This window comes from Brenneria rubrifaciens (assembly GCF_005484945.1).
Taxonomy (GTDB): Bacteria; Pseudomonadota; Gammaproteobacteria; order Enterobacterales; family Enterobacteriaceae; genus Brenneria; species Brenneria rubrifaciens.
In genome coordinates, this window is sequence record NZ_CP034035.1 from 732,866 (window position 1) to 751,704 (window position 18,839).

The 18,839-nt window shown below is 46.6% G+C and carries 16 protein-coding genes, 1 tRNA gene and 2 pseudogenes; 13 read left to right on the forward strand and 6 right to left on the reverse strand.

The window, feature by feature from the left end; all coding sequences use genetic code 11:
• The first annotated feature begins 4 nt into the window (after positions 1-4).
• The 9 genes from EH207_RS03425 (at position 5) to EH207_RS03465 (ending at position 8,675) form a co-directional block, all read left to right on the forward strand.
• Positions 5-1,012, forward strand: a complete 1,008-nt coding sequence (locus EH207_RS03425; protein WP_137712742.1) for a 3-oxoacyl-ACP synthase III family protein — start codon at positions 5-7, stop codon at positions 1,010-1,012.
• Between the two features lie 188 nt (positions 1,013-1,200).
• Complete coding sequence (gene asnB, locus EH207_RS03430; RefSeq protein WP_137712743.1) at positions 1,201-3,042, forward strand: asparagine synthase (glutamine-hydrolyzing); 1,842 nt, start codon at positions 1,201-1,203, stop codon at positions 3,040-3,042.
• 11 nt (positions 3,043-3,053) lie between these two features.
• Positions 3,054-4,157 carry an AfsA-related hotdog domain-containing protein gene (locus EH207_RS03435; protein ID WP_175413632.1) on the forward strand — a complete coding sequence of 368 codons (1,104 nt, stop codon included), beginning with the start codon at positions 3,054-3,056 and terminating at the stop codon, positions 4,155-4,157.
• A 12-nt stretch (positions 4,158-4,169) separates the two neighbouring features.
• Positions 4,170-5,306 (forward strand): oxidoreductase, encoded by a 1,137-nt coding sequence (locus EH207_RS03440; RefSeq protein ID WP_137712745.1) that lies wholly within the window; start codon positions 4,170-4,172, stop codon positions 5,304-5,306.
• 3 nt (positions 5,307-5,309) lie between these two features.
• Entirely contained in the window at positions 5,310-6,080 is a 771-nt protein-coding gene (locus EH207_RS03445; RefSeq protein ID WP_137712746.1) for an SDR family NAD(P)-dependent oxidoreductase, read from the forward strand.
• A gap of 8 nt (positions 6,081-6,088) precedes the next feature.
• Positions 6,089-6,868 (forward strand): SDR family oxidoreductase, encoded by a 780-nt coding sequence (locus EH207_RS03450; RefSeq protein ID WP_137712747.1) that lies wholly within the window; start codon positions 6,089-6,091, stop codon positions 6,866-6,868.
• 115 nt (positions 6,869-6,983) lie between these two features.
• A complete protein-coding gene (locus EH207_RS03455; protein ID WP_137712748.1) occupies positions 6,984-7,238 on the forward strand; it encodes a hypothetical protein in 255 nt (84 codons plus the stop codon).
• Positions 7,239-7,299: 61 nt separating this feature from the next.
• Positions 7,300-7,965: a 4'-phosphopantetheinyl transferase family protein gene (locus EH207_RS03460; protein ID WP_137712749.1), complete on the forward strand. Its 666-nt coding sequence runs from the start codon at positions 7,300-7,302 to the stop codon at positions 7,963-7,965.
• Positions 7,966-8,003: 38 nt separating this feature from the next.
• Positions 8,004-8,675, forward strand: coding sequence for an NADPH-dependent F420 reductase (locus tag EH207_RS03465; RefSeq protein ID WP_137712750.1), 672 nt, complete (start codon positions 8,004-8,006; stop codon positions 8,673-8,675).
• Positions 8,676-9,195: 520 nt separating this feature from the next.
• Here EH207_RS03465 and EH207_RS03475 read toward each other — a convergent pair.
• From EH207_RS03475 to EH207_RS03485, 3 genes and pseudogenes are all read right to left on the reverse strand, one after another.
• Positions 9,196-10,304 (reverse strand): annotated as a pseudogene (locus EH207_RS03475) (IS3 family transposase).
• 74 nt (positions 10,305-10,378) lie between these two features.
• Positions 10,379-11,122: pseudogene (locus tag EH207_RS03480) on the reverse strand (tyrosine-type recombinase/integrase); the annotation flags it as partial.
• A gap of 161 nt (positions 11,123-11,283) precedes the next feature.
• Positions 11,284-11,359, reverse strand: a tRNA-Phe gene (locus EH207_RS03485).
• Between the two features lie 661 nt (positions 11,360-12,020).
• Between EH207_RS03485 and EH207_RS03490 the strand changes: the two genes are divergently transcribed.
• Positions 12,021-14,177, forward strand: a complete 2,157-nt coding sequence (locus EH207_RS03490) for an ornithine decarboxylase (RefSeq protein ID WP_137712751.1) — start codon at positions 12,021-12,023, stop codon at positions 14,175-14,177.
• A gap of 50 nt (positions 14,178-14,227) precedes the next feature.
• Here the strand turns inward: EH207_RS03490 and mltC are convergent, their stop codons facing one another.
• The 3 genes from mltC to mutY are packed head-to-tail and all read right to left on the reverse strand — an operon-like array spanning position 14,228 to position 16,730.
• On the reverse strand, positions 14,228-15,301 hold the full coding sequence (gene mltC / locus EH207_RS03495; RefSeq protein WP_137712752.1) for a membrane-bound lytic murein transglycosylase MltC: 1,074 nt from the start codon (positions 15,299-15,301) through the stop codon (positions 14,228-14,230).
• A 53-nt stretch (positions 15,302-15,354) separates the two neighbouring features.
• Entirely contained in the window at positions 15,355-15,627 is a 273-nt protein-coding gene (locus EH207_RS03500; RefSeq protein WP_137712753.1) for an oxidative damage protection protein, read from the reverse strand.
• Positions 15,624-16,730 carry an A/G-specific adenine glycosylase gene (gene mutY, locus EH207_RS03505; protein WP_137712754.1) on the reverse strand — a complete coding sequence of 369 codons (1,107 nt, stop codon included), beginning with the start codon at positions 16,728-16,730 and terminating at the stop codon, positions 15,624-15,626. The genes EH207_RS03500 and mutY overlap by 4 nt, the downstream gene beginning before the upstream one ends.
• A gap of 164 nt (positions 16,731-16,894) precedes the next feature.
• Here mutY and trmB point away from each other — a divergent pair, with 164 nt between their 5' ends.
• From trmB to EH207_RS03520, 3 genes are all read left to right on the forward strand, one after another.
• Positions 16,895-17,614: a tRNA (guanosine(46)-N7)-methyltransferase TrmB gene (gene trmB, locus EH207_RS03510; protein WP_137712755.1), complete on the forward strand. Its 720-nt coding sequence runs from the start codon at positions 16,895-16,897 to the stop codon at positions 17,612-17,614.
• Between the two features lies 1 nt (position 17,615).
• Positions 17,616-17,960: a YggL family protein gene (locus EH207_RS03515; protein WP_137712756.1), complete on the forward strand. Its 345-nt coding sequence runs from the start codon at positions 17,616-17,618 to the stop codon at positions 17,958-17,960.
• A gap of 107 nt (positions 17,961-18,067) precedes the next feature.
• Positions 18,068-18,781 carry a YggN family protein gene (locus EH207_RS03520; RefSeq protein WP_137712757.1) on the forward strand — a complete coding sequence of 238 codons (714 nt, stop codon included), beginning with the start codon at positions 18,068-18,070 and terminating at the stop codon, positions 18,779-18,781.
• The last annotated feature ends 58 nt before the right edge of the window (positions 18,782-18,839 follow it).

Sequence of the window (18,839 nt, forward strand, 5' to 3'; positions counted from 1 at the left end):
TTTAATGTATACAAAATCTATTTCAGGGATTAGTGTTAAGGCGATAACAGCGGCAATACCTTCTACTATTATGGGGGAAAAAGACTTTGTCGAATTATATGGTGAAAAAAATACTTCACGTGTTATTCGTGGTACCGGGATAAGGTCTATAAGAGTAGCACAAGGGCTACGAACCAGCGATATGATATCATCCGCAATTGAACATTTATCAAAAAATATCGATTTCGATAAAAGTGAGATTGATGGGGTGATTGTGATTACGCAAACGCCAGATGACTGGAGCCCGGGTACGGCATTTAGTATTCATCAGAAACTGGAGTTACCACGGCATTGTTTTCTACTTGATTTAAACTCAGGCTGTTCGGGGTATGCCAATGGAATTATTCAAGCAGCAGCACTGATAAATTCAAATGTATGCAAGAATGTAATGGTATGCACAGGAGATATAAATACCCGTTTAATCAGTGATAAAGACTATCAAATCAGAATGCTCTTCGGTGATGCGGCTACGGTATCGTTAGTCACAAAAGGCAGTGATAATATAAGTTTTATTTATGGTTCCGACGGCAGTGGGAGAGAGCTGCTGGGTACTAATCTAAATTATGAGAAAAATGATCTTACATCGGGTCGCATCGGATTCTTAAAGATGGATGGTGCGGCAGTAATGAGTTTTGCGCTTAAACGTGTACCTGAAGTAATTAACACTTTATTAGAAGAAACACAGGTGAAAAAAGAGAATGTAGACTTATATGCACTTCATCAACCGAATGAGTTTATACTAGGTTATCTCCGAGATATACTCGAACTGGATGATAAAAAACTACCAGCTGACGTGGATGGCATTGGCAATACCAACTCAAGCTCGATTCCGTTACTTTTATGTCGAAAAAAATGGAATAGCCGAAAAGATAATGTGTTAATTTGTGGTTTTGGTGTTGGTCTCTCTTGGAATTCAATGTTGCTGAATCTTAATGATACGATCATGATTGAACCGATGGAGATTATAGTTTAAATATTTTTCTGTATACCCATAATACTGCGATCTAATGATTTATTCTTATTCTTATTCTTATTCTTATTCTATTTTAATTTGTAATTTGATTTTTTGGGATTGAATTATATTGTCACCTGTCTGTAATTTTTATTATTTATAGTGTGTTTTATCTATAACGATTTTTGACTTTATTCAAGGGATGATATATGTGTGGTATTTGTGGCTGGGTGGATTTTAAAAATAAATATACTGAAAGAACAGAGCTTGTTAAGGCTATGACACATTCTTTGGCGCATCGTGGTCCAGATGGGCAAGGGATGTGGAATGACAAATACGCATCATTAGGGCATCAACGTCTGGCAATTATTGATATTGAACATGGTGCTCAACCCATGGAAGCCAGAAACCATGCTGGCAACCATGTTGTGATTGCATTTAACGGACAAGTTTTTAATTTCAAAGAATTGCGCGAAGAACTTAAAAATTTTGGTTACCAATTCGATACTAATAGTGACACTGAAGTTCTGCTTAAAGGTTATTTGCACTGGAGAGAGAATGTTGTGCATCACCTTAATGGTATGTACGCAGTCTCTATTTGGGATTGTAAGCATAGCCAGCTACTTCTATTCCGTGATCGCATGGGTATCAAGCCGCTGTATTATGCGCTGACAGAGACAGGGGTCGTGTTTGCTTCAGAGCCGAAGGCCTTATTTATTAGCTCAATGGTTGCACCACGCATGACTAGGAATGGCTTTTGTGAGTTGCTGGATATGGTCAAAACACCTGAGCGCACTATTTATGACGGTGTATTCGAGGTTCGTCCCGGTTCCATGCTGATTTTTGATCGCAATGGTCTGCGAAAAGAAACGTATTGGGCTCTGCAGGCGCAAGCTCATCATGATAGTTTGGACCTAACCATTGATACTGTAAAAAACTTACTGACTGATACGGTCAGGAGACAAATCATTTCTGATGTTCCTGTCTGTTCTTTGTTGTCAGGAGGTTTGGATTCTTCCGCTATCACTGCGATGGCGGCTAAAGAACTGACTCAAGGAAGTCTTCCATCATTCTCTGTTGATTTTACTCATAATATTGAGTTATTTCAGGCTGATGGTGTACGTGGTGCTCCTGACGCTCCTTTTGCCAGACTGTTGGCCGAGTATGCTGGCACACAGCATACTGAGTTGCTGCTACGTAGCGAGGAAATGCTTCATGGCTCCATCAGACACAGTGTATTGCGAGCGGTAGATGCCCCTCCTGCATATTGGGGGGATATGTGGCCGTCACTTTATCTGCTATTTCGTGAACTGAAGACGCATTCAAGTGTTGCATTATCTGGAGAAGGGGCTGATGAGATTTTCGGTGGCTATCAGTGGTTCAGAAACCCTGCCGCACGAGATGCCGAAACGTTTCCATGGCTTACTGCAGGTTCTTCACGCTATTTTGGCGGGATTCAGTTACTTTCCCGTGATCTACTTGCTTCATTAGAGCGAGAAAAATATAGGGCTGAACGATACCAGGAGGCTTTACAGGAAGTTCCACTACTTCAGGGAGAATCAGCTGATGACCGGCGCATGCGCCAAATCTCGTATCTGGCCATCACCCGGTTTCTGCCAACATTACTGGATAGAAATGACCGGATGAGTATGGCCGTGGGATTGGAAGTGCGCGTTCCATTTTGTGACCATCGTTTAGTTGAATATGTATTCAATACGCCATGGAGTATGAAAAGCTTTGATGGCCGAGAAAAAAGCTTACTTCGTGCCGCGACGCAGTGCTTATTACCGGAAAGTATTATTAACCGTATTAAAACACCTTATCCAGCTACCCAGGATGGGGCGTACGAAAAGGGACTGCGAGCGGAACTTGCGGTTATCGCTGAAAACAACCGTTCCCCTGTTTATGACTTGATCGATCGACAGAAAATTATCGCCTTGCTGAATAGAGAATCATCGGAAATCAGTCAACCTTATAATCGTGGTAGCATTGAAATGGTGCTATGGATGAATAGATGGATGAATGAATACCAAGTGTCTGTGGCAGTATGACAGGAGCCGCTATGAATAATTACAATGTGATTACGCCTAAGTTACTGCATAAAGATTCAGTAGACGACGTATTACTGACACATCCACGAAAAGCGTTACCTGCAAGAGTGTTTTTTACGGGGATTAATAAAGATAATTTCAATACAAAAAGCCGGTTAGCAGAGTTGTATAGCATCAATAAAGACGGAGTATACCAACTATCCAAGATATCAAAAGAGAAGAATGAGAATAGAATATCTTTTGATAAGTTATTGTTAAGCCGAGTTCAGGATAAAAGTTTTGGCGTTCCTTATCAAGTATTGGATATGGCTTCCGCATTTGATAAAATGGAAAAGGAACCGACTGGTAACATTGATGATGAAGAAGTGGATTTTTTTCTGCGGTCTAATAACATAAGTCGTTGTTCGACAAGTTTCCAGTTGGTGAATAATGCAGATCATTATTTTTTCTATAGAAAACAACATGAACATGTTCCTGGTATTATGTTTATGGAGGCTGCACGGCAGGCTATTTATTATCAACTATATACCTATTCCCATCACAAATTGGGGAGGGTTACTGTAAGCTTGAGTGAAATGCAGGCCAAGTTTTATACCTATGGAGAGTTGATGTACCCAATAGAAGTAGTTATTGACGACCTCACAGAGTCAGATTCTCTTCTGCCAGGTGAAGTATTTTATGCAACTTCTTTTTATCAACAGGGTAAACTTATTGCAAGAATCACAACCAGGGCACCTGTCATTTCAATTGACAAATTTAAACTAGCTCGGAATGTATTCCTTCTTGGGGATGGAGACTTTGAACCTTTGCATAAATCTCCGTTGGTGACAATGATTACTGGGCAAGATTTAAGTCAGAATATTGTTAATTTAAAGAAGGTTAGCTCTATTGGTTGTGTGACGACAGAGCCTAAAAAACAGAATATAGAAAAAGCAATTATCACTTTTATTTACGATAAATCGATTTGCTTCAGTACATCAATTTATAGAATTGGAAATGTAGAAGAAGGTATTTGTTGGTCTTTTGAAAGAATTGAATACGAAGAATTGGAAAAGCTGAAAGAGATGATTAAACGCGGATTTACTGCATCTAACAATCCTTCAAATAGGAAATAAAAGAATATACATATGCCTGATTATTTCAGCTTGAAGCAACCGATATCTTTTGGGAAGAATATATTCGCGAGTAATCGTATGTATTTTTCTTCGATTGGTTTTGATCTCTGTGATTCTATGGGAAAACCTTTACCAGAGTTTTTTGAAATTTATAACTCCATAATGGAGGGAGGATGCGGTTTTGGATTTCTTGGAAATGCTTCTGTTGATCCTCAATCGCAATATACTGACCGGAGTATGAAACTGGTATCGGAGGACCATGCAAATGATTTGCTGCCAGCCTTTCTGAGTGCTAAGGAGAAGGGGGTTCTTTTAGGCGTTCAATTACAGCATTATGGTGTAAAGGTTAATGGTAATATAACCGCTTCAGATCAAACAACTAGTTCAGCAGTCTCTGGTGATGTTACTTTTTTGTCTAATGATCAGATTGAAGGCTACATAAAGCAATTCTACAATGCAGCACTCCAGGCGCTGAGAATTGGTGTTCCGGCTTTGCAAATACATGCAGCTAATGGTTATCTTTTGAGCTCATTTTTGTCACCGAGGACTAATCGACGAAATGATCAGTGGGGTGGTTCACCGATTAAAAGAGCGAAAATATTGCTGGAAGTGATCCGGAGGATACGTACCTTAGTAGGAGAACAGATGGCTATTTTTGTTCGTTTACAAATTGATGATGGACTTAGTAAAGAAGGCATTCATATTGACATGCTAAGTGATGTCATTATTGCCATTGAAGAAGCAGGAGCCGATGCTGTTATTGGTGCAACAGGAATCGCAGAGACATATGCTAAATTTCTAGGGGATAAAACGTATACCATTAATAAATCACGTGAAGCCGGTCGTTTTTTTAAACAGAGGACTAGTATACCGATAGGTTTTGCTGCAAATATAGATAGTTTGACGTTAGCGGATGAAATAGTGGATAGCGGAGATGCTGATTTTGTAGGTTTTGGTCGAGCAATTGTTGCAGATCATCACTTCGTAAGTAAAGAATTATCTGGACGTTCTCATGAGATTCATCGTTGTCGTTGGGATTCATACTGCTTATTGGATAAGAAAGAGCCTCTAGCAGATCGTGTATTTTGCTGTGTAAACCCCCGTTACTTACGGCCTCAGCATATTCAGAAAAAACATCAGGAGAAGTGAAAAATGATTTATAGCGGAAAAGTGGCATTAGTTTCAGGTGGTACTCGCGGTATTGGATTTAATGTAAGTAAAAGCTTGGTGGAAATGGGAGCTTTTTGTTATATCACGGGACGTAATAAAGAAGATGGTTTACGTGCTCAAGAAACACTTGGTCGTAACGCGCGTTATGTACAATTGGATGTCACCGATGAGAACGCAGTAAATAAGTTGTTTAGTCTTATTCAGACTCAGCACGGGCAGTTAAATCTGGCAGTAAATAATGCGGGCGTGACAACGAAAAGGGCTTCAGTTCGCGAACTGGATTTGCAAGAATGGACACGTGTATTGAATATTAACCTTGTTGGTCCCTTGCTATTGATGTCACATCAAATACAATTGATGGCACAAAGCGAACAGGGATCAATTGTCAACGTTTCATCCTGTGGCGGCGTTTTGGGGCAACCGCGCCAGAGTGCTTATTCTACAAGTAAAGCCGCATTAAATACTCTCACTCAGGTTACGGCTATCGAATGTGCTAATCCTCCTGAAGGAGAGCATGTGGTGCGTATTAATGCTGTTTGTCCCGGACCAACTTTGGGGGGGATGAATACTGAAGAGCGCCTTCGTGCTAACCCAGCATCGACTGCAGAGAAAATTCAGTCAACCGCTATGAAGCGATTTGCTAATCCTGAAGAGATCACTGCAGCAATACTTTGGCTTTTAAGTAAACAATCTTCCTACGTTACTGGCACTTTACTTTCTGTTGATGGTGGATTTTCTGCCGGTAAATTCTGACACCGATTATGAATACTATAAAACTCCCGGAACAGATGCCCCCAAAGATCTCTCTGCAGCGAGTATTTATTACCGGGGTCAGTAATGGCATTGGTCTAGCTCTTGCTACTCTTTATTTATCTAAAGGTTGGACGGTGTATGGTACTGCTAGGCATAAGCCCGTTGCATTATCCCAGTATGAAAAATTTATTTTTAAATCCTGTGATTTAATTAATACATCTAATATAGAGCAATTATTTGAGGATGAGTTTTCATCTATTAAGACACTGGGCGTGTCAATTGTTCATCTGAATGCAGGGGTGTCAGCGAATGCACCTGCCCGTGCTGAGGATTATTCAGATACTGATATACTCCAGACGTTGACTATTAATGCGTTAGTGAATAAGACTATTCTGGATATCTTGCTGGCATTTGACATACGTCCGGATATAGTCGTTGCATCATCTTCGATGGCTGCTATCCGTTACCGCGCTGGAATGTTGCCATACAGCCTGTCTAAAGCAGCGCTAAATGCATTATGTGGGGTATACTCTCGGGAGAATACAGATATTTTCTTTGCTGTGCTTGGAATGTGTAATGTTCAAACTAATTTATCTCAGGCGATAGTATCAAATTCACGGATTTCAGAATTTCCTGAGCATATAAAATTAAAGGAGAGATTTTCCCAACCTGGTTATGTTGTCAGCCCCGAAGTGCGAGCGCAAGGAATTTACCAGCTGATTGTGGAGCAGCATTGTGCTGGCTTAATCAGTGGTCAGTTTTTTGAAATGCGGAAATTGTCTTATTAGATATGATATTTATAACTATGAATAAAAATAGTTAATTTAACAAATGTTGAGGGTAAATATGGGATATCAATTGAGAGATGTTTTAACTAGTGCCATTTGTCGGCAAGAGCCCTTTATGGATCAACCATTAGATTGGTCTGAAGGAGATGATACAGAACTTTACTCTTCAGCTGGACAATTAGATTCATTAAGTTTAATTACGATTATTGCTGATATTGAACGGCAGTTATTTGAAACCCTGGGGATTAAAATAAAACTAGCGAGTGAGCAAGATCTTTCTTTTCAGGAGTCACCCTTTAAAACCTTTGGTTCTATGCTGTCATTTATTAACCTTAAAGTAGATTCTGCTCAACAATCTATTGTTTGTTAAAGCGGTCAGGCCCGGTGCATCGGGCCTAGTTCCATTTTTTACATACAAGAATGAGAGATGTATGCGTTGGCGCGATATTAATCACCTTAAAGATCAATATAATAATGATATAACTGTTTTTTTCGGAAATTACGAAGATTTTACTATTCAGGATATAGAACTTCTTTCTGAAGAAGAAAAAGTAAAGGCAGGTACTTTTTTAAGCAGTAAGGGGCGTAACCGCTATCAGGCGGGGCGGGCATTTCTACGTAGGACCCTTGGGCATATGCTAAACTCAGGCCCATATAAAGGTATGTTGGAAAGGGATGTATTTGGTAAACCTTATGTTGCTAATGATAAAATAAATATTCATTTTAACATTTCACATACGGGTAATGTCATTGCTATTGCTTTCTCATTCATCAAACCAGTTGGGATTGATATTGAATCAAAGGGACGCCCTATCCCCCAAGATTTTACTGACTATATCTTTACCAATGATGAAGTCGATGAAATAATCAAGCAAGATGATTGGGAATACTGTTTTTTACGTGCATGGACGAAAAAAGAAGCCGTATTGAAATGCATCGGCTGCGGATTTATAGGCGATGCAAAAAAAATAAAAGTTCCATTGAAAGATGAAAGTTCTTTAGCATACAAACAGTTCAGTAATGAAGATGGTTTTCAAATCTGGCATTTGTTACCCATCGAGTATGAACATAATGTCATTGGTGTGATTGCAGTGTAGGTTGTGTTTCTTCGTTGCAAATAACTAAAGGAATATAAATGAATATTGGAATTATTGGCGCTGGTGCTATGGCGCAGGCTATTGCTCTTAATGCTGTTCGTTCGGGGCACAGTGTTATGCTTAGTAACACTCGTGGTGCAGGATCTCTTTCTTATATTGCTAGAGACTTGGAATGTCAGGCCGGTACTCCCAGCGAAGCCGCAATATTTGGTGATATTGTAATAGTCGCTGTGCCATTATATGCTGCTCCTTACTTACCTAAAGAGTATTTAAAAGATAAAGTGGTCATAGATCCACTCAATTATTTCCCCCACCGGGATGGAAATATTGCTGATCTCAAAAACGGTGTGCTGACTACTAGCGAACTGTTAGCGAGGTACTTACCTGAGGCAATTATTGTTAAGGCATTCAACTCTATCACGGTTGAGGATTTACGGTGTGATGCACGGCCTGAAGGGGCCCAGGATCGTCGTGCTATCCCTCTAGCTGGTGATAATGCAGCGGCGAAGCTGAAAGTCGCTGAGTTCATTCATGGACTAGGTTTCGATACGGTTGATGCAGGTCTATTAAAGGATAGCTGGCGTTTCGAACGATACCGCCCTGTCTACTGTGTGGCGTTAAAAAAAGAAACCCTTGAAAAAAACCTGTTTGCCACCACACGTGATACGTGGGTGTCGGATGGGTACTGGATTTTAAATCGCGGAGTATAGCCAAAGCCAACAAATTATGTAGTAAGTTGTGCGCACGGCTCTGAGGAGAGGGTGTGCAGAAATGTGGCTCTCTTATCCGACTAAATGCTTTTTCTCAGAAGTGAGCGTCCACGCGATCACCGGCTTGATAATAAAGCGGCTCATGTTCACTGTTTTAACATTAACAGGATTTGGAGGTGTCCTGAATTACCGATCCACTACACCCATCGCGAGTGGCTGCTCCCTATCTTCAGTTTTGTCCGCGAGCGTATGCGGATACTGGTTGAACGCGCCATAGCGCTAGGCGCCGAACGCGAAAGCTACCTGTTTGATGTGGCAAGATTTCGAATCCATCAGGCGAAGTCGGCCCCGAACCTGCTATACAGCCGGTTCGTTCTTCGCCAGACTGACAAAGGCGTGTGGTTTTAGGTGAGTCCTCATCGATTCAGGCATACCTTGGCGACAGAAATGATGATGTCGCCTGATCGCAATCTGGCGCTGGTTAAAGGGTTGCCGGGGCATTGTGTAGTCCCTCCGGTTTTTAGTACCACCGCCAATGAGGATCTCCGGCCAGTTTTTGCCTCGCATAGATAACGGGTGGCATATCACCCAGTGAGCTATGCGGACGTTCTTCGTTATATTCTGCGCGCCAGTCTTCTGTTAGCACGCGGACTTCTGACAGTGTTCCGAACAGATACATATCGAGTATTTCTGTTCGTAGCGTTTTGTTAAATCGCTCAATCAATCCGTTCTGCATCGGCCTGCCTGGCTGAATAAAATCGAGTATCACACCGTGCAATTCTGCCCACTCGGCTAGAGCAGCGGCAGTGAGTTCTGGCCCATTATCACTGCGTATTAAAGCCGGATAGCCTCTTTCAGCACTTAACCGCTCCAAGATGCGTACAACGCGATGAGCCGGTATATTCAAATCAACCTCGATTGCCAGCGCTTCCCGATTAAAATCATCGACTACGTTAAATAACCTGAATCGCCGCCCGTCGATCAAGGCATCACTCATAAAATCAACTGACCAACAGTGGTTCATTTTATGCGGAATAACCAACGGCTGTGGATACCTGTTAGGTAAGCGTTTTTTCCCTTTACGCCGAAGGTTCAGTTTTAACAATCGATAGATCCGGCAAACCCGTTTTGCATTCCACAGTAATCCTGCTTGGCGTAACTTATTGAACATAAGTCAAAAACCATAGGCCGGATACTGATGCGCCAATTTTTGCAGTGCCTCGACCACGGGCAGATCCCGTGCCGTGTTCGGGCAAATAATGCAACAGGCTTCGACTTATACCCATAATCCGGCACCCACGTCGTTCGCTGGCCTGATGTTCCGTCATGACGTAACGCACCAACTCACGCTTTTCGGGCACAGTTAAAGTTTTTTTGAAACAACATCCTTAAGAATTCATGATCTAAGCTCAAGGAGGCATACATTTGCTTTAATCGGCGGTTTTCCTCTTCCAGCTCTTTCATTCGTTTGATATCAGAGGACTCCATGCCGCCGTATTTAGATTTCCAGTTGTAATAGCTGGCTTCCGACACACCGTTTTCGCGGCACACATCCTTCACATGCCGACCCCCTTCAACTTCTTTTAGAACCCGCAGGATCTGAGTTTCAGTGGAACGCGCTTTCTTCATGATGAGCCTCCGCTGGTTGTATTTTAACCAGAGAACTCTATTAAGCAGTAAGACTAAATTCAGGGGGGACTACAATCCCAGCGGGCAAGCCGTAGCTCGCTGGAACGCAGAAAGACATGCAGATTAAGCTCCAGCGCCAGACGGGTCAGCACCCGGCCTTTGTAGTTATCCATCTGCTCCAGCAGCTCAGGCAGGCGTTTCAGCGGCAGGGCGGGGTGATGTTGGGTCACGACCGGGGTCACGACGCCATCCAAATCGTAAGCCGGATTATATTTAATCACGCCCTGCTGGACGGCATGACGCATGATTTTGGTCAGATGCTGGCGTACCCGTCCGGCGACGTCATGCACGCCTTTGTCGTCAATGGCCTTAACCAACTGTGCCAGATGGTGGGTTTCAACCTGCGCGATATCCATCGCGCCAATGGCGGGGAAAACGTAGCGTTTCAGGCAGGTAAGAATTTTATCGGCGTGCGCGTCCGACCAGAGTTTCAGGCTACTGGTGTGCCACGCCTGAGCGATATACTGAAAGGTGCGGGATTCCTCAACGGCGGGGTTGTTCGATTTACGAAGCTGAGAAGGGCTGATGCCGGACGCCAACAGCTTACGCGCTGCATCGCGCTTTTCACGGGCTTCCGCCAGCGTAGTTTGCGGGTAGGGGCCAAAGGCCAGACGGTTTTCTTTACCGCCGAGGCGATAGCGGAAATACCATAGCTTAGCGCCGCTGGTGGATACCGTCAGGTATAGGCCTTGCGAGTCAGTGAGCTTGTAAGATTTTGCGAGAGGTTTCGCGGATCGGACTTTGCTGTCAGTTAACATGTGAGGGTCACTCCCGTTCATCGAACTGAACGACCCGCAATCTGACCCCAAATTTTCCGGATACGAAGGGATAAATCAAAACGCATCGGGAAAGATTTTTACGCCAACTTATTGAATTACATACACATAGGGATTTATAAGGAGGCATAAAAAAGGAAAGGTGGTGCCCGGACTCGGAATCGAACCAAGGACACGAGGATTTTCAATCCTCTGCTCTACCGACTGAGCTATCCGGGCAACGGGGCGCATTAAACCGTATTGGTTGTGTGCCGTCAACGGCTTTCTGTCATAAACCCGCGTGCTTGCTCTATTTTCAGGCAGAAGTGGTGCGCTTGAGCCGTTTTGCCTCTCCTTTCCGCTTATCAGCATGGCTATCATTTGACTCGCGCCGCGGTTTTGCCCTGAGTCACATTTTGCTATAAAAAGGCGGCCTGACGTTTCTTGAATTTGATGAAAAATAATGCCAATATTGCGCGGTTTTTAACTTTACAGCTCACCTGAACTCCCTGTTCACCTGTGGTTAAAGAGGACTGCTGATATGTCGGATTCATTGTTCATGGTGCAAAACTACTGCGCCGGATCTTTGATGATGTCATGGCTTTTTTCACGTTTTAGCCTCGTTGTGCGTGCATTTTCCCGTCAATTATCCCTTGCCGCCATGCGGTGAGGCGTTCGTACGCTCGCTGTTAGGCATGAGTAAAAATAGAGTCTTCCTCTGATTTTACTGATGTCTATCGGATGGTGCTGGCGCCAGTTTCTCCATTCTTAGCCTACAGTCATGATTGTGGGAGTCATAGGCTTGTCGATATTGATTGATATTGTAATTTGTCGGGATAGTTATCCCTGCGTTGTGCTTCCGGGCACGTTCACTCATCCTTAACCGCTTGGATTTGGTTAAATGAAACAGTTAAAAATTGCGGCTAATGGGGCGGTTGCCGGCCGTTTAATCACGACACGCGAAATTGTTGCGCTGAGTCAGACTGACTTTACTGATGTGGCGGTAGTGGTGGTTTCGGTCGAGGAAGCCCGTAGCGGGATTCTGTCGATACTTCATCATACCGGCTTTGCCATTCCTGCATTTGTTGTCAGGGTTAATGACTCGGATTTACTGTCTGAAATGTTGCCGACGGGCAGCGAGTGGTTACTGTTGGATGATGCCGGTGAACATGCGGATGTGCTGGAGCGTACTGCGCAAGGCTATCAGGATGCATTGCTGCCGCCGTTTTTCGATACGCTGATCAAATATGTCGAGATGGAGAATACAACGTTCGCTTGCCCGGGTCATCAGGGCGGCCAGTTTTTCCGCAAGCATCCCGCAGGGCGGCAGTTTTTTGATTTTTATGGCGAAAATATTTTTCGTTCGGATATCTGCAATGCCGACGTCAAACTGGGCGATTTGCTGATCCATGAAGGGGCCGCAAAAAAGGCGCAGAAGTTTGCCGCGCGCGTATTTAACGCCGATAAAACCTACTTTGTGCTGAATGGCACTTCGGCGGCCAATAAGGTGGTGACAAACGCGCTGCTGACCCGCGGCGATCTGGTGTTATTCGATCGCAACAACCACAAATCCAACCATCACGGCGCGCTGATTCAGGCTGGCGCCACGCCTGTCTACCTTGAGACGGTACGTAATCCTTTCGGCTTTATCGGCGGGATTGATGCGCGCTGTTTCAATGAGGCGTATTTGCGCAATCTGGTGCGTGAAGTCGCGCCGGAGCGGGCCGACGAACAACGCCCATTCCGTTTGGCCGTGATTCAGCTCGGCACCTATGACGGCACGGTTTACAATGCGCGTCAGGTGGTGGACAGCATCGGGCATCTGTGTGATTACATCCTGTTTGATTCCGCGTGGGTGGGGTATGAACAGTTTATTCCCATGATGGAGCAGTGCTCGCCGCTGCTGCTGGATCTGAATGAAAACGATCCGGGGATCTTTGTTACTCAGTCGGTGCATAAACAGCAGGCGGGATTTTCCCAGACTTCGCAGGTGCATAAAAAAGATACGCACATCAAAGGGCAAAAACGTTTTTGCAACCATAAACGCTTCAATAACGCATTTATGTTGCACGCGTCCACCAGCCCGTTCTATCCGCTGTTCGCGGCGCTGGACGTGAATGCCAAAATGCATGAAGGCCATAGCGGACGCTGTTTGTGGCTGGACTGTGTGAAACAAGGTATTGATGCGCGCAAACAGTTGCTGTTGCGCTGTTCTTTGATCCAGCCGTTTGTTCCCACCACGGTGGCGGGGCTTCCCTGGCAGGAGCATGATACCGATGTGATTGCTCATGATGTGCGCTTCTTTAACTTCGAGCCGGGCGCAAAATGGCACTCGTTTGAGGGGTATGCGCAGGATCAGTATGTTATCGATCCGTGCAAATTGCTGTTAACGACGCCGGGTATTGATGCGATCAGCGGCGAGTATACCGATTTTGGTATTCCTGCCACCATCCTGGCAAATTACCTGCGTGAACACGGCATTATTCCTGAGAAATGCGATCTGAACTCGATCCTGTTCCTGCTGACGCCTGCGGAAGACCGTCTGAAAATGCAGCGTCTGGTGGACGCGCTGGTTTATTTCGAGGAAATGATTGTCCGTGACGCGCCGCTGAGCGAAGTATTGCCTAGCCTGTATCAAAAGCATGAACAGCGTTATCGCGGCTATACGTTGCGTCAACTCTGTCAGGAAGCACATGACTTTTATGCCAGCCATAATGTGAAAGATCTGCAAAAAGCGATGTTCCGTAAAGATTCTTTCCCGCGGGTGAAGATGTTGCCGCAAGACGCAAACAGTGCGTTTGTCCGTGGAAATATCGAGCTGGTGCCCATTTCTGAGGCCGAGGGGCGCATCGCGGCGGAAGGGGCGCTGCCTTATCCGCCGGGCGTGTTGTGCGTGGTGCCGGGGGAAATCTGGGGCGGGGCGGTTCAGCGCTACTTCCTGGCGCTGGAAGCGGGGATTAACCTGCTGCCGGGATTCTCGCCAGAGCTACAGGGCGTTTACAGCGTAGCCGAAGAGGATGGCGCCAAACGCCTGTACGGTTATGTGATCGAACAGTAAAAGCATGAAGGCCGGGCCGCTGGAAATGCATACCAGAAGCCCGGCGGAGGCTATCGGCGATAGTTTTTCTGCGCCGTATTCACTTTATACAGATAACGGCGCGACTCGCCTGACGGATGTTGGGTGGTCAGCATATCGTATACTTCGCCCGGCGACATGCCGTTGATAATATTTACCGCACGATTTCTATCGCTGGAGAACACCCGCAGTACGCTTCCTGCGCCGCCGTTATAGGCGGTGATAACGGCATAACGACGCGAGGTGGGATTCGCGATGCCCGCCAGATAGCTGTTCTTCAGAATCGACAGATAGGCGGTGCCCACATCGATATTGTTTTCCGGGTCGAACAGGTAGTTGCGGCTTGGCTGTCCCCATTTCCCTTTCATTTTAAACACGTCGCGGCCCGCGCTGTGCTGAACCACCTGCATCAAACCGAGGGCGTCGGACCGGCTGACCGCATAAGGGTTGAAGCTGGATTCCGTCTGCATGATGGCAAATATCAATGACTCTTCAATACCATAACGTTCGGAAGCTTTACGCACCAGCGGCAGGTATTTATGCGCCCGCTTGTCCAGATGGTTGGGAACCAACTGAATAGTGACGGACCAAATAACATGCAGCCCGGTAGTTCGTTTCTGCAAACGGTTCTGGAGCAGATAATCCGCGAAGCTGGCGGCGCGGCCTTCCCAGCGGATCGGCTGACCGGTGTTATCCAGCACCTGACCGTACAGCATCGGCTCACGGCTGATCTGAATATCATTGGCGTCGGAGTAAAGGTCGGTGTTGGTGGGGTCGTCGCCCATCAGCAGCGTGGTGATAATGGCTTGACGCAGACTTGTGGTAGCGTCTGTCGCCGAAATGGTTTCAATGGTGATGGTGCCGGCATCAAAGTTGATATGGCTGCGAGTCTGGTATTGGTCGGTATATTTTACGTAGTCTTTCGGCCCGGCAATCAGCACTTCGTTCATGCCCCAGATATTCTCGATATTGTGGGCGAATTGCCCCATCAGAATATCAAAACCGTTGGTATCCTTGATAAATTCTTCGTTGTCAGCGACATCTTTGCTTCCTGAGCAGGAAACCAGTAACGGTGCGATAACCAGCAGAGCTAAAATTTTCTTCATATAAAAAGCCGTTTCGGAATAAAGACGTAACAGGATCCTCTGACCCTGCGGTATCAATGACTCGGCGGCGTATAGCCTTCGATATGCACGTCTTTTCCTTCAAACAGGAATTTGATCATTTCCTGTTCCAGCAATTTGCGATCGGCGACGTTCATCATGCTGAGTTTCTTTTCGTTAATCAGCATGGTTTGTTTGGTTTGCCATTGCGCCCAGGCTTCTTTTGAGATCTCGTTATAAATGCGTTTGCCTAACTCGCCTGGGTAAAGCTGAAAATCCTGTCCTTCAGCATCACGTTGTAAAAAAGTACAAAAAATCGTTCTGCTCATGCTTGTTCCTCATTAATCGCGCGGGAGTATCTTTGTGCTGATTGCGGCCGGGCTAGTTCCCGCAGCAGGCGTTCAACCGGGGTCGCCAATCCGACAGAAGGCGGCTGCGCTAAGTTATACCAGAGACCCGCGATTTCATCCATGCAGGCTCCTTTTTGTGAGATATCCATTGCTGAAACATCCAGCCAGAGCGGGACGACATCCAGGTGGAAATGGCTGAATGTATGGCGGAATGCCACGAGCTGCCGCAATCCATCAGCGTTCAGACCGCGCTGTTGCAACCAGAGTTCCAATTCACGGCGTTCGCTGAACTGCGGAAAGCAGAATAGTCCGCCCCACAAACCGACGGCAGGGCGCTGTTGCAGCCATACCTTCGACCCCTGTTGCAGCAGCAGGAACCAGCCGGTTTTTTCCGGCAGCGTTTGTTTGGGCTTTTTGCCGGGATACTGCGCCCAGCTATGATTGTTATAGGCAATGCAGCCGGTATTCAGCGGACACAGTTCGCATTTAGGTCGGCTACGGGTACACACCATCGCGCCGAGATCCATCATGGCCTGATTGAACTGGCTGACGCTCTCGGCTGGCGTGACCTCTTCGCTTAACGCCCACAGCCGTTTTTCGACCTCTTTTTTACCCGGCCAGCCGTCAATGGCGTAGCAGCGTGCCAACACGCGTTTTACGTTACCGTCCAGAATCGGGTAGCGCTGTCCCAGCGACAGGGACAGGATTGCGCCAGCGGTAGAACGGCCTACGCCGGGTAAATCGGCCACTTCATCGAATGTGGCGGGGAACATGCCGCCATGTCGGGTAGCCACAATCTGTGCGGCTTTATGCAGATTACGGGCGCGTGCGTAATAGCCCAGCCCGGTCCACAGGTGCAGCACTTCGTCCAGCGACGCCTGCGCCAATGCGCTCACATCCGGGAAGCGGGCCATGAAACGTTGAAAATAGGGAATGACCGTTGCGACCTGCGTCTGTTGCAGCATCACTTCGGACAGCCATACTTGATACGGCGTTTTCTCAAGCTGCCAGGGCAGGGTTTTGCGGCCATAACGCTGATACCAGTTCAGCACCTGGTGCGCGAACTGTTGCGCTTGCATCATAAAAGGGATCGCTATCCGACAGGTAAAAAGTCTGACAGCGATTCCAGCACAGAGTGAATGTGCTGTAAACCGGAACTTTCCGAGGCGGCGGGCTTGCTAAACCACGGTATCCTTGCATAATGCGCGTTTCCTCAATGCAATCGGACAAACAGTAAGCACGCTTTATGATTAACAACGTTATCTCACCGGAATTTGATGAAAACGGACGCCCGCTGCGTCGCATACGCAGTTTTGTCCGTCGTCAGGGACGTTTGACCAACGGACAACAACAGGCGCTGGATAACTATTGGCCGGTGATGGGCGTCGAGTATCAGACGCAGCCGCTGGCATTCAGCTCGCTGTTTGGCCGTGAAGCGCCGGTGGTGCTGGAAATTGGTTTTGGCATGGGGGCGTCGTTGGTGACGATGGCCGCACAACATCCAGAACAGGATTTCCTGGGTATCGAAGTGCATCTGCCCGGCGTGGGCGCTTGTCTCTCTTCGGCGCAGGAGGCTGATGTCGGTAACCTGCGCATCATGTGCCATGACGCGGTGGAAGTGTTGGAAAACATGATCCCCGATGGTTCGCTATCAATGGTACAGCTTTTCTTCCCCGATCCGTGGCATAAAGCCCGGCATAACAAACGCCGTATTGTACAGGCGCCGTTTGTTGCATTGGTACAGCGCAAGTTGAAGATCGGCGGCGTTTTCCATATGGCGACAGACTGGGAACCTTATGCGCAACATATGCTCGAAGTGATGAGCGCGGTCACAGGTTATCGCAATCTTTCTGACAATAATGACTATGTTGAGCGGCCGGAATCACGTCCGCTGACGAAGTTTGAAGCGCGCGGCCAGCGTTTGGGGCATGGCGTATGGGATCTGATGTTCGAGAGGATGAATTGAAATGGCACAAGCCCGTAGCCGTCGTTTACGTAAAAAGCTACACATTGATGAATTTCAGGAATTAGGCTTTTCGGTTAGCTGGCGTTTCCCGGAAGGCACCAGCGTCGAAGAGATCGATCGCACGGTGGACAAGTTTGTCGATGACGTGATCGAACCAAACGGTCTGGCGTTTGAAGGCAGCGGCTATCTGCAATGGGAAGGATTGATCTGCTTGCAGAAAATCGGTCATTGCACCGACGAACACCGTCAATTGGTCAACCGCTGGCTGGAAGAACAGAAACTGACCGATGTTAAAGTCAGTGATGTGTTCGATATCTGGTGGGATTTGCCCGAAAACCTGCTTTAAATCCCGGTACGGCAGAGTAACACCGGCGTTATTTTGCCCTTGCCGCCTGGCTAACGGGCGGACTCCCCATTCCCCCGCTGCCGTCGTTGTTTTCTTCAGGAGAAAATATGTTGCGTAAAATGACTCTCGGTTTACTGATGTTACTGTCCTGGCAGACTCAGGCGGCGTATCAGTGTAGCGTTGACCCGCAGGACGATATCATCATCAGCCCTCAGCATGTGCAGGTGGTGGGCGCCAGCGGGAATTTACAGATTTCACCGCAGGGAGACATCGTACGTAACGGAACGCCGTTGACGTTGAATGCCGCGCAGCGGCAGCAGTCGAAAACCTATCAGGCCGATCTGCGCCAGCAAATCCCCTGGATCGATCAGGGCGCCCGGCAGCACCTGGAAAAAGCGCGCGTGGCGCTGGATAAAGTTATCGTGCGGGAACTGGGTAGCGACAGCAATGTGCGTAACCGGCTGACGACGCTGGATGAACAGCTCAAGCAGCAGATGAATCGCATCATTGAACACCGCAGCGATGGATTGACTTTCCACCATCAGGCGATAAAACAGGTTGAGCAGGACGGTAAGCAACTGGTTCAGCAGAGTATGGGCGGCGTCTTGCAGGACAGTCTCAACGAGATGGGCGTGAAGCAGATGTCCAGCGGCGGTAGTCCGTTGCAGGCGATGATGGGAAATCTCGGCGGCTTACAGAAAGCGATTCAGGCCGAATGGAATAATCAGGAAATCGAGTTCCAACGCTTTGGCCGTGAGGTGTGCCAACGTGTGACTACACTGGAAGATAAGCGTAATAATTTATTGCAGTCGTTGAAATAAAAAATCCTAACTTGTTCAGTAATAAGCTAAAAGCGACGCTATCCGGCGTCGCTTTTCT

Bases quoted from the DNA above. Each gene is read 5' to 3' on its own strand.
- EH207_RS03520 (WP_137712757.1), top strand. From the start codon at position 18,068: ATGTTGCGTAAAATGACTCTCGGTTTACTGATGTTACTGTCCTGGCAG.
- EH207_RS03440 (WP_137712745.1), top strand. From the start codon at position 4,170: ATGCCTGATTATTTCAGCTTGAAGCAACCGATATCTTTTGGGAAGAAT.
- trmB (WP_137712755.1), top strand. From the start codon at position 16,895: ATGATTAACAACGTTATCTCACCGGAATTTGATGAAAACGGACGCCCG.
- EH207_RS03455 (WP_137712748.1), top strand. From the start codon at position 6,984: ATGGATCAACCATTAGATTGGTCTGAAGGAGATGATACAGAACTTTAC.
- EH207_RS03445 (WP_137712746.1), top strand. From the start codon at position 5,310: ATGATTTATAGCGGAAAAGTGGCATTAGTTTCAGGTGGTACTCGCGGT.
- EH207_RS03515 (WP_137712756.1), top strand. From the start codon at position 17,616: ATGGCACAAGCCCGTAGCCGTCGTTTACGTAAAAAGCTACACATTGAT.
- mltC (WP_137712752.1), bottom strand. From the start codon at position 15,301: ATGAAGAAAATTTTAGCTCTGCTGGTTATCGCACCGTTACTGGTTTCC.
- EH207_RS03465 (WP_137712750.1), top strand. From the start codon at position 8,004: ATGAATATTGGAATTATTGGCGCTGGTGCTATGGCGCAGGCTATTGCT.
- asnB (WP_137712743.1), top strand. From the start codon at position 1,201: ATGTGTGGTATTTGTGGCTGGGTGGATTTTAAAAATAAATATACTGAA.
- EH207_RS03450 (WP_137712747.1), top strand. From the start codon at position 6,089: ATGAATACTATAAAACTCCCGGAACAGATGCCCCCAAAGATCTCTCTG.
- mutY (WP_137712754.1), bottom strand. From the start codon at position 16,730: ATGATGCAAGCGCAACAGTTCGCGCACCAGGTGCTGAACTGGTATCAG.
- EH207_RS03425 (WP_137712742.1), top strand. From the start codon at position 5: ATGTATACAAAATCTATTTCAGGGATTAGTGTTAAGGCGATAACAGCG.
- EH207_RS03490 (WP_137712751.1), top strand. From the start codon at position 12,021: ATGAAACAGTTAAAAATTGCGGCTAATGGGGCGGTTGCCGGCCGTTTA.
- EH207_RS03460 (WP_137712749.1), top strand. From the start codon at position 7,300: ATGCGTTGGCGCGATATTAATCACCTTAAAGATCAATATAATAATGAT.
- EH207_RS03500 (WP_137712753.1), bottom strand. From the start codon at position 15,627: ATGAGCAGAACGATTTTTTGTACTTTTTTACAACGTGATGCTGAAGGA.
- EH207_RS03435 (WP_175413632.1), top strand. From the start codon at position 3,054: ATGAATAATTACAATGTGATTACGCCTAAGTTACTGCATAAAGATTCA.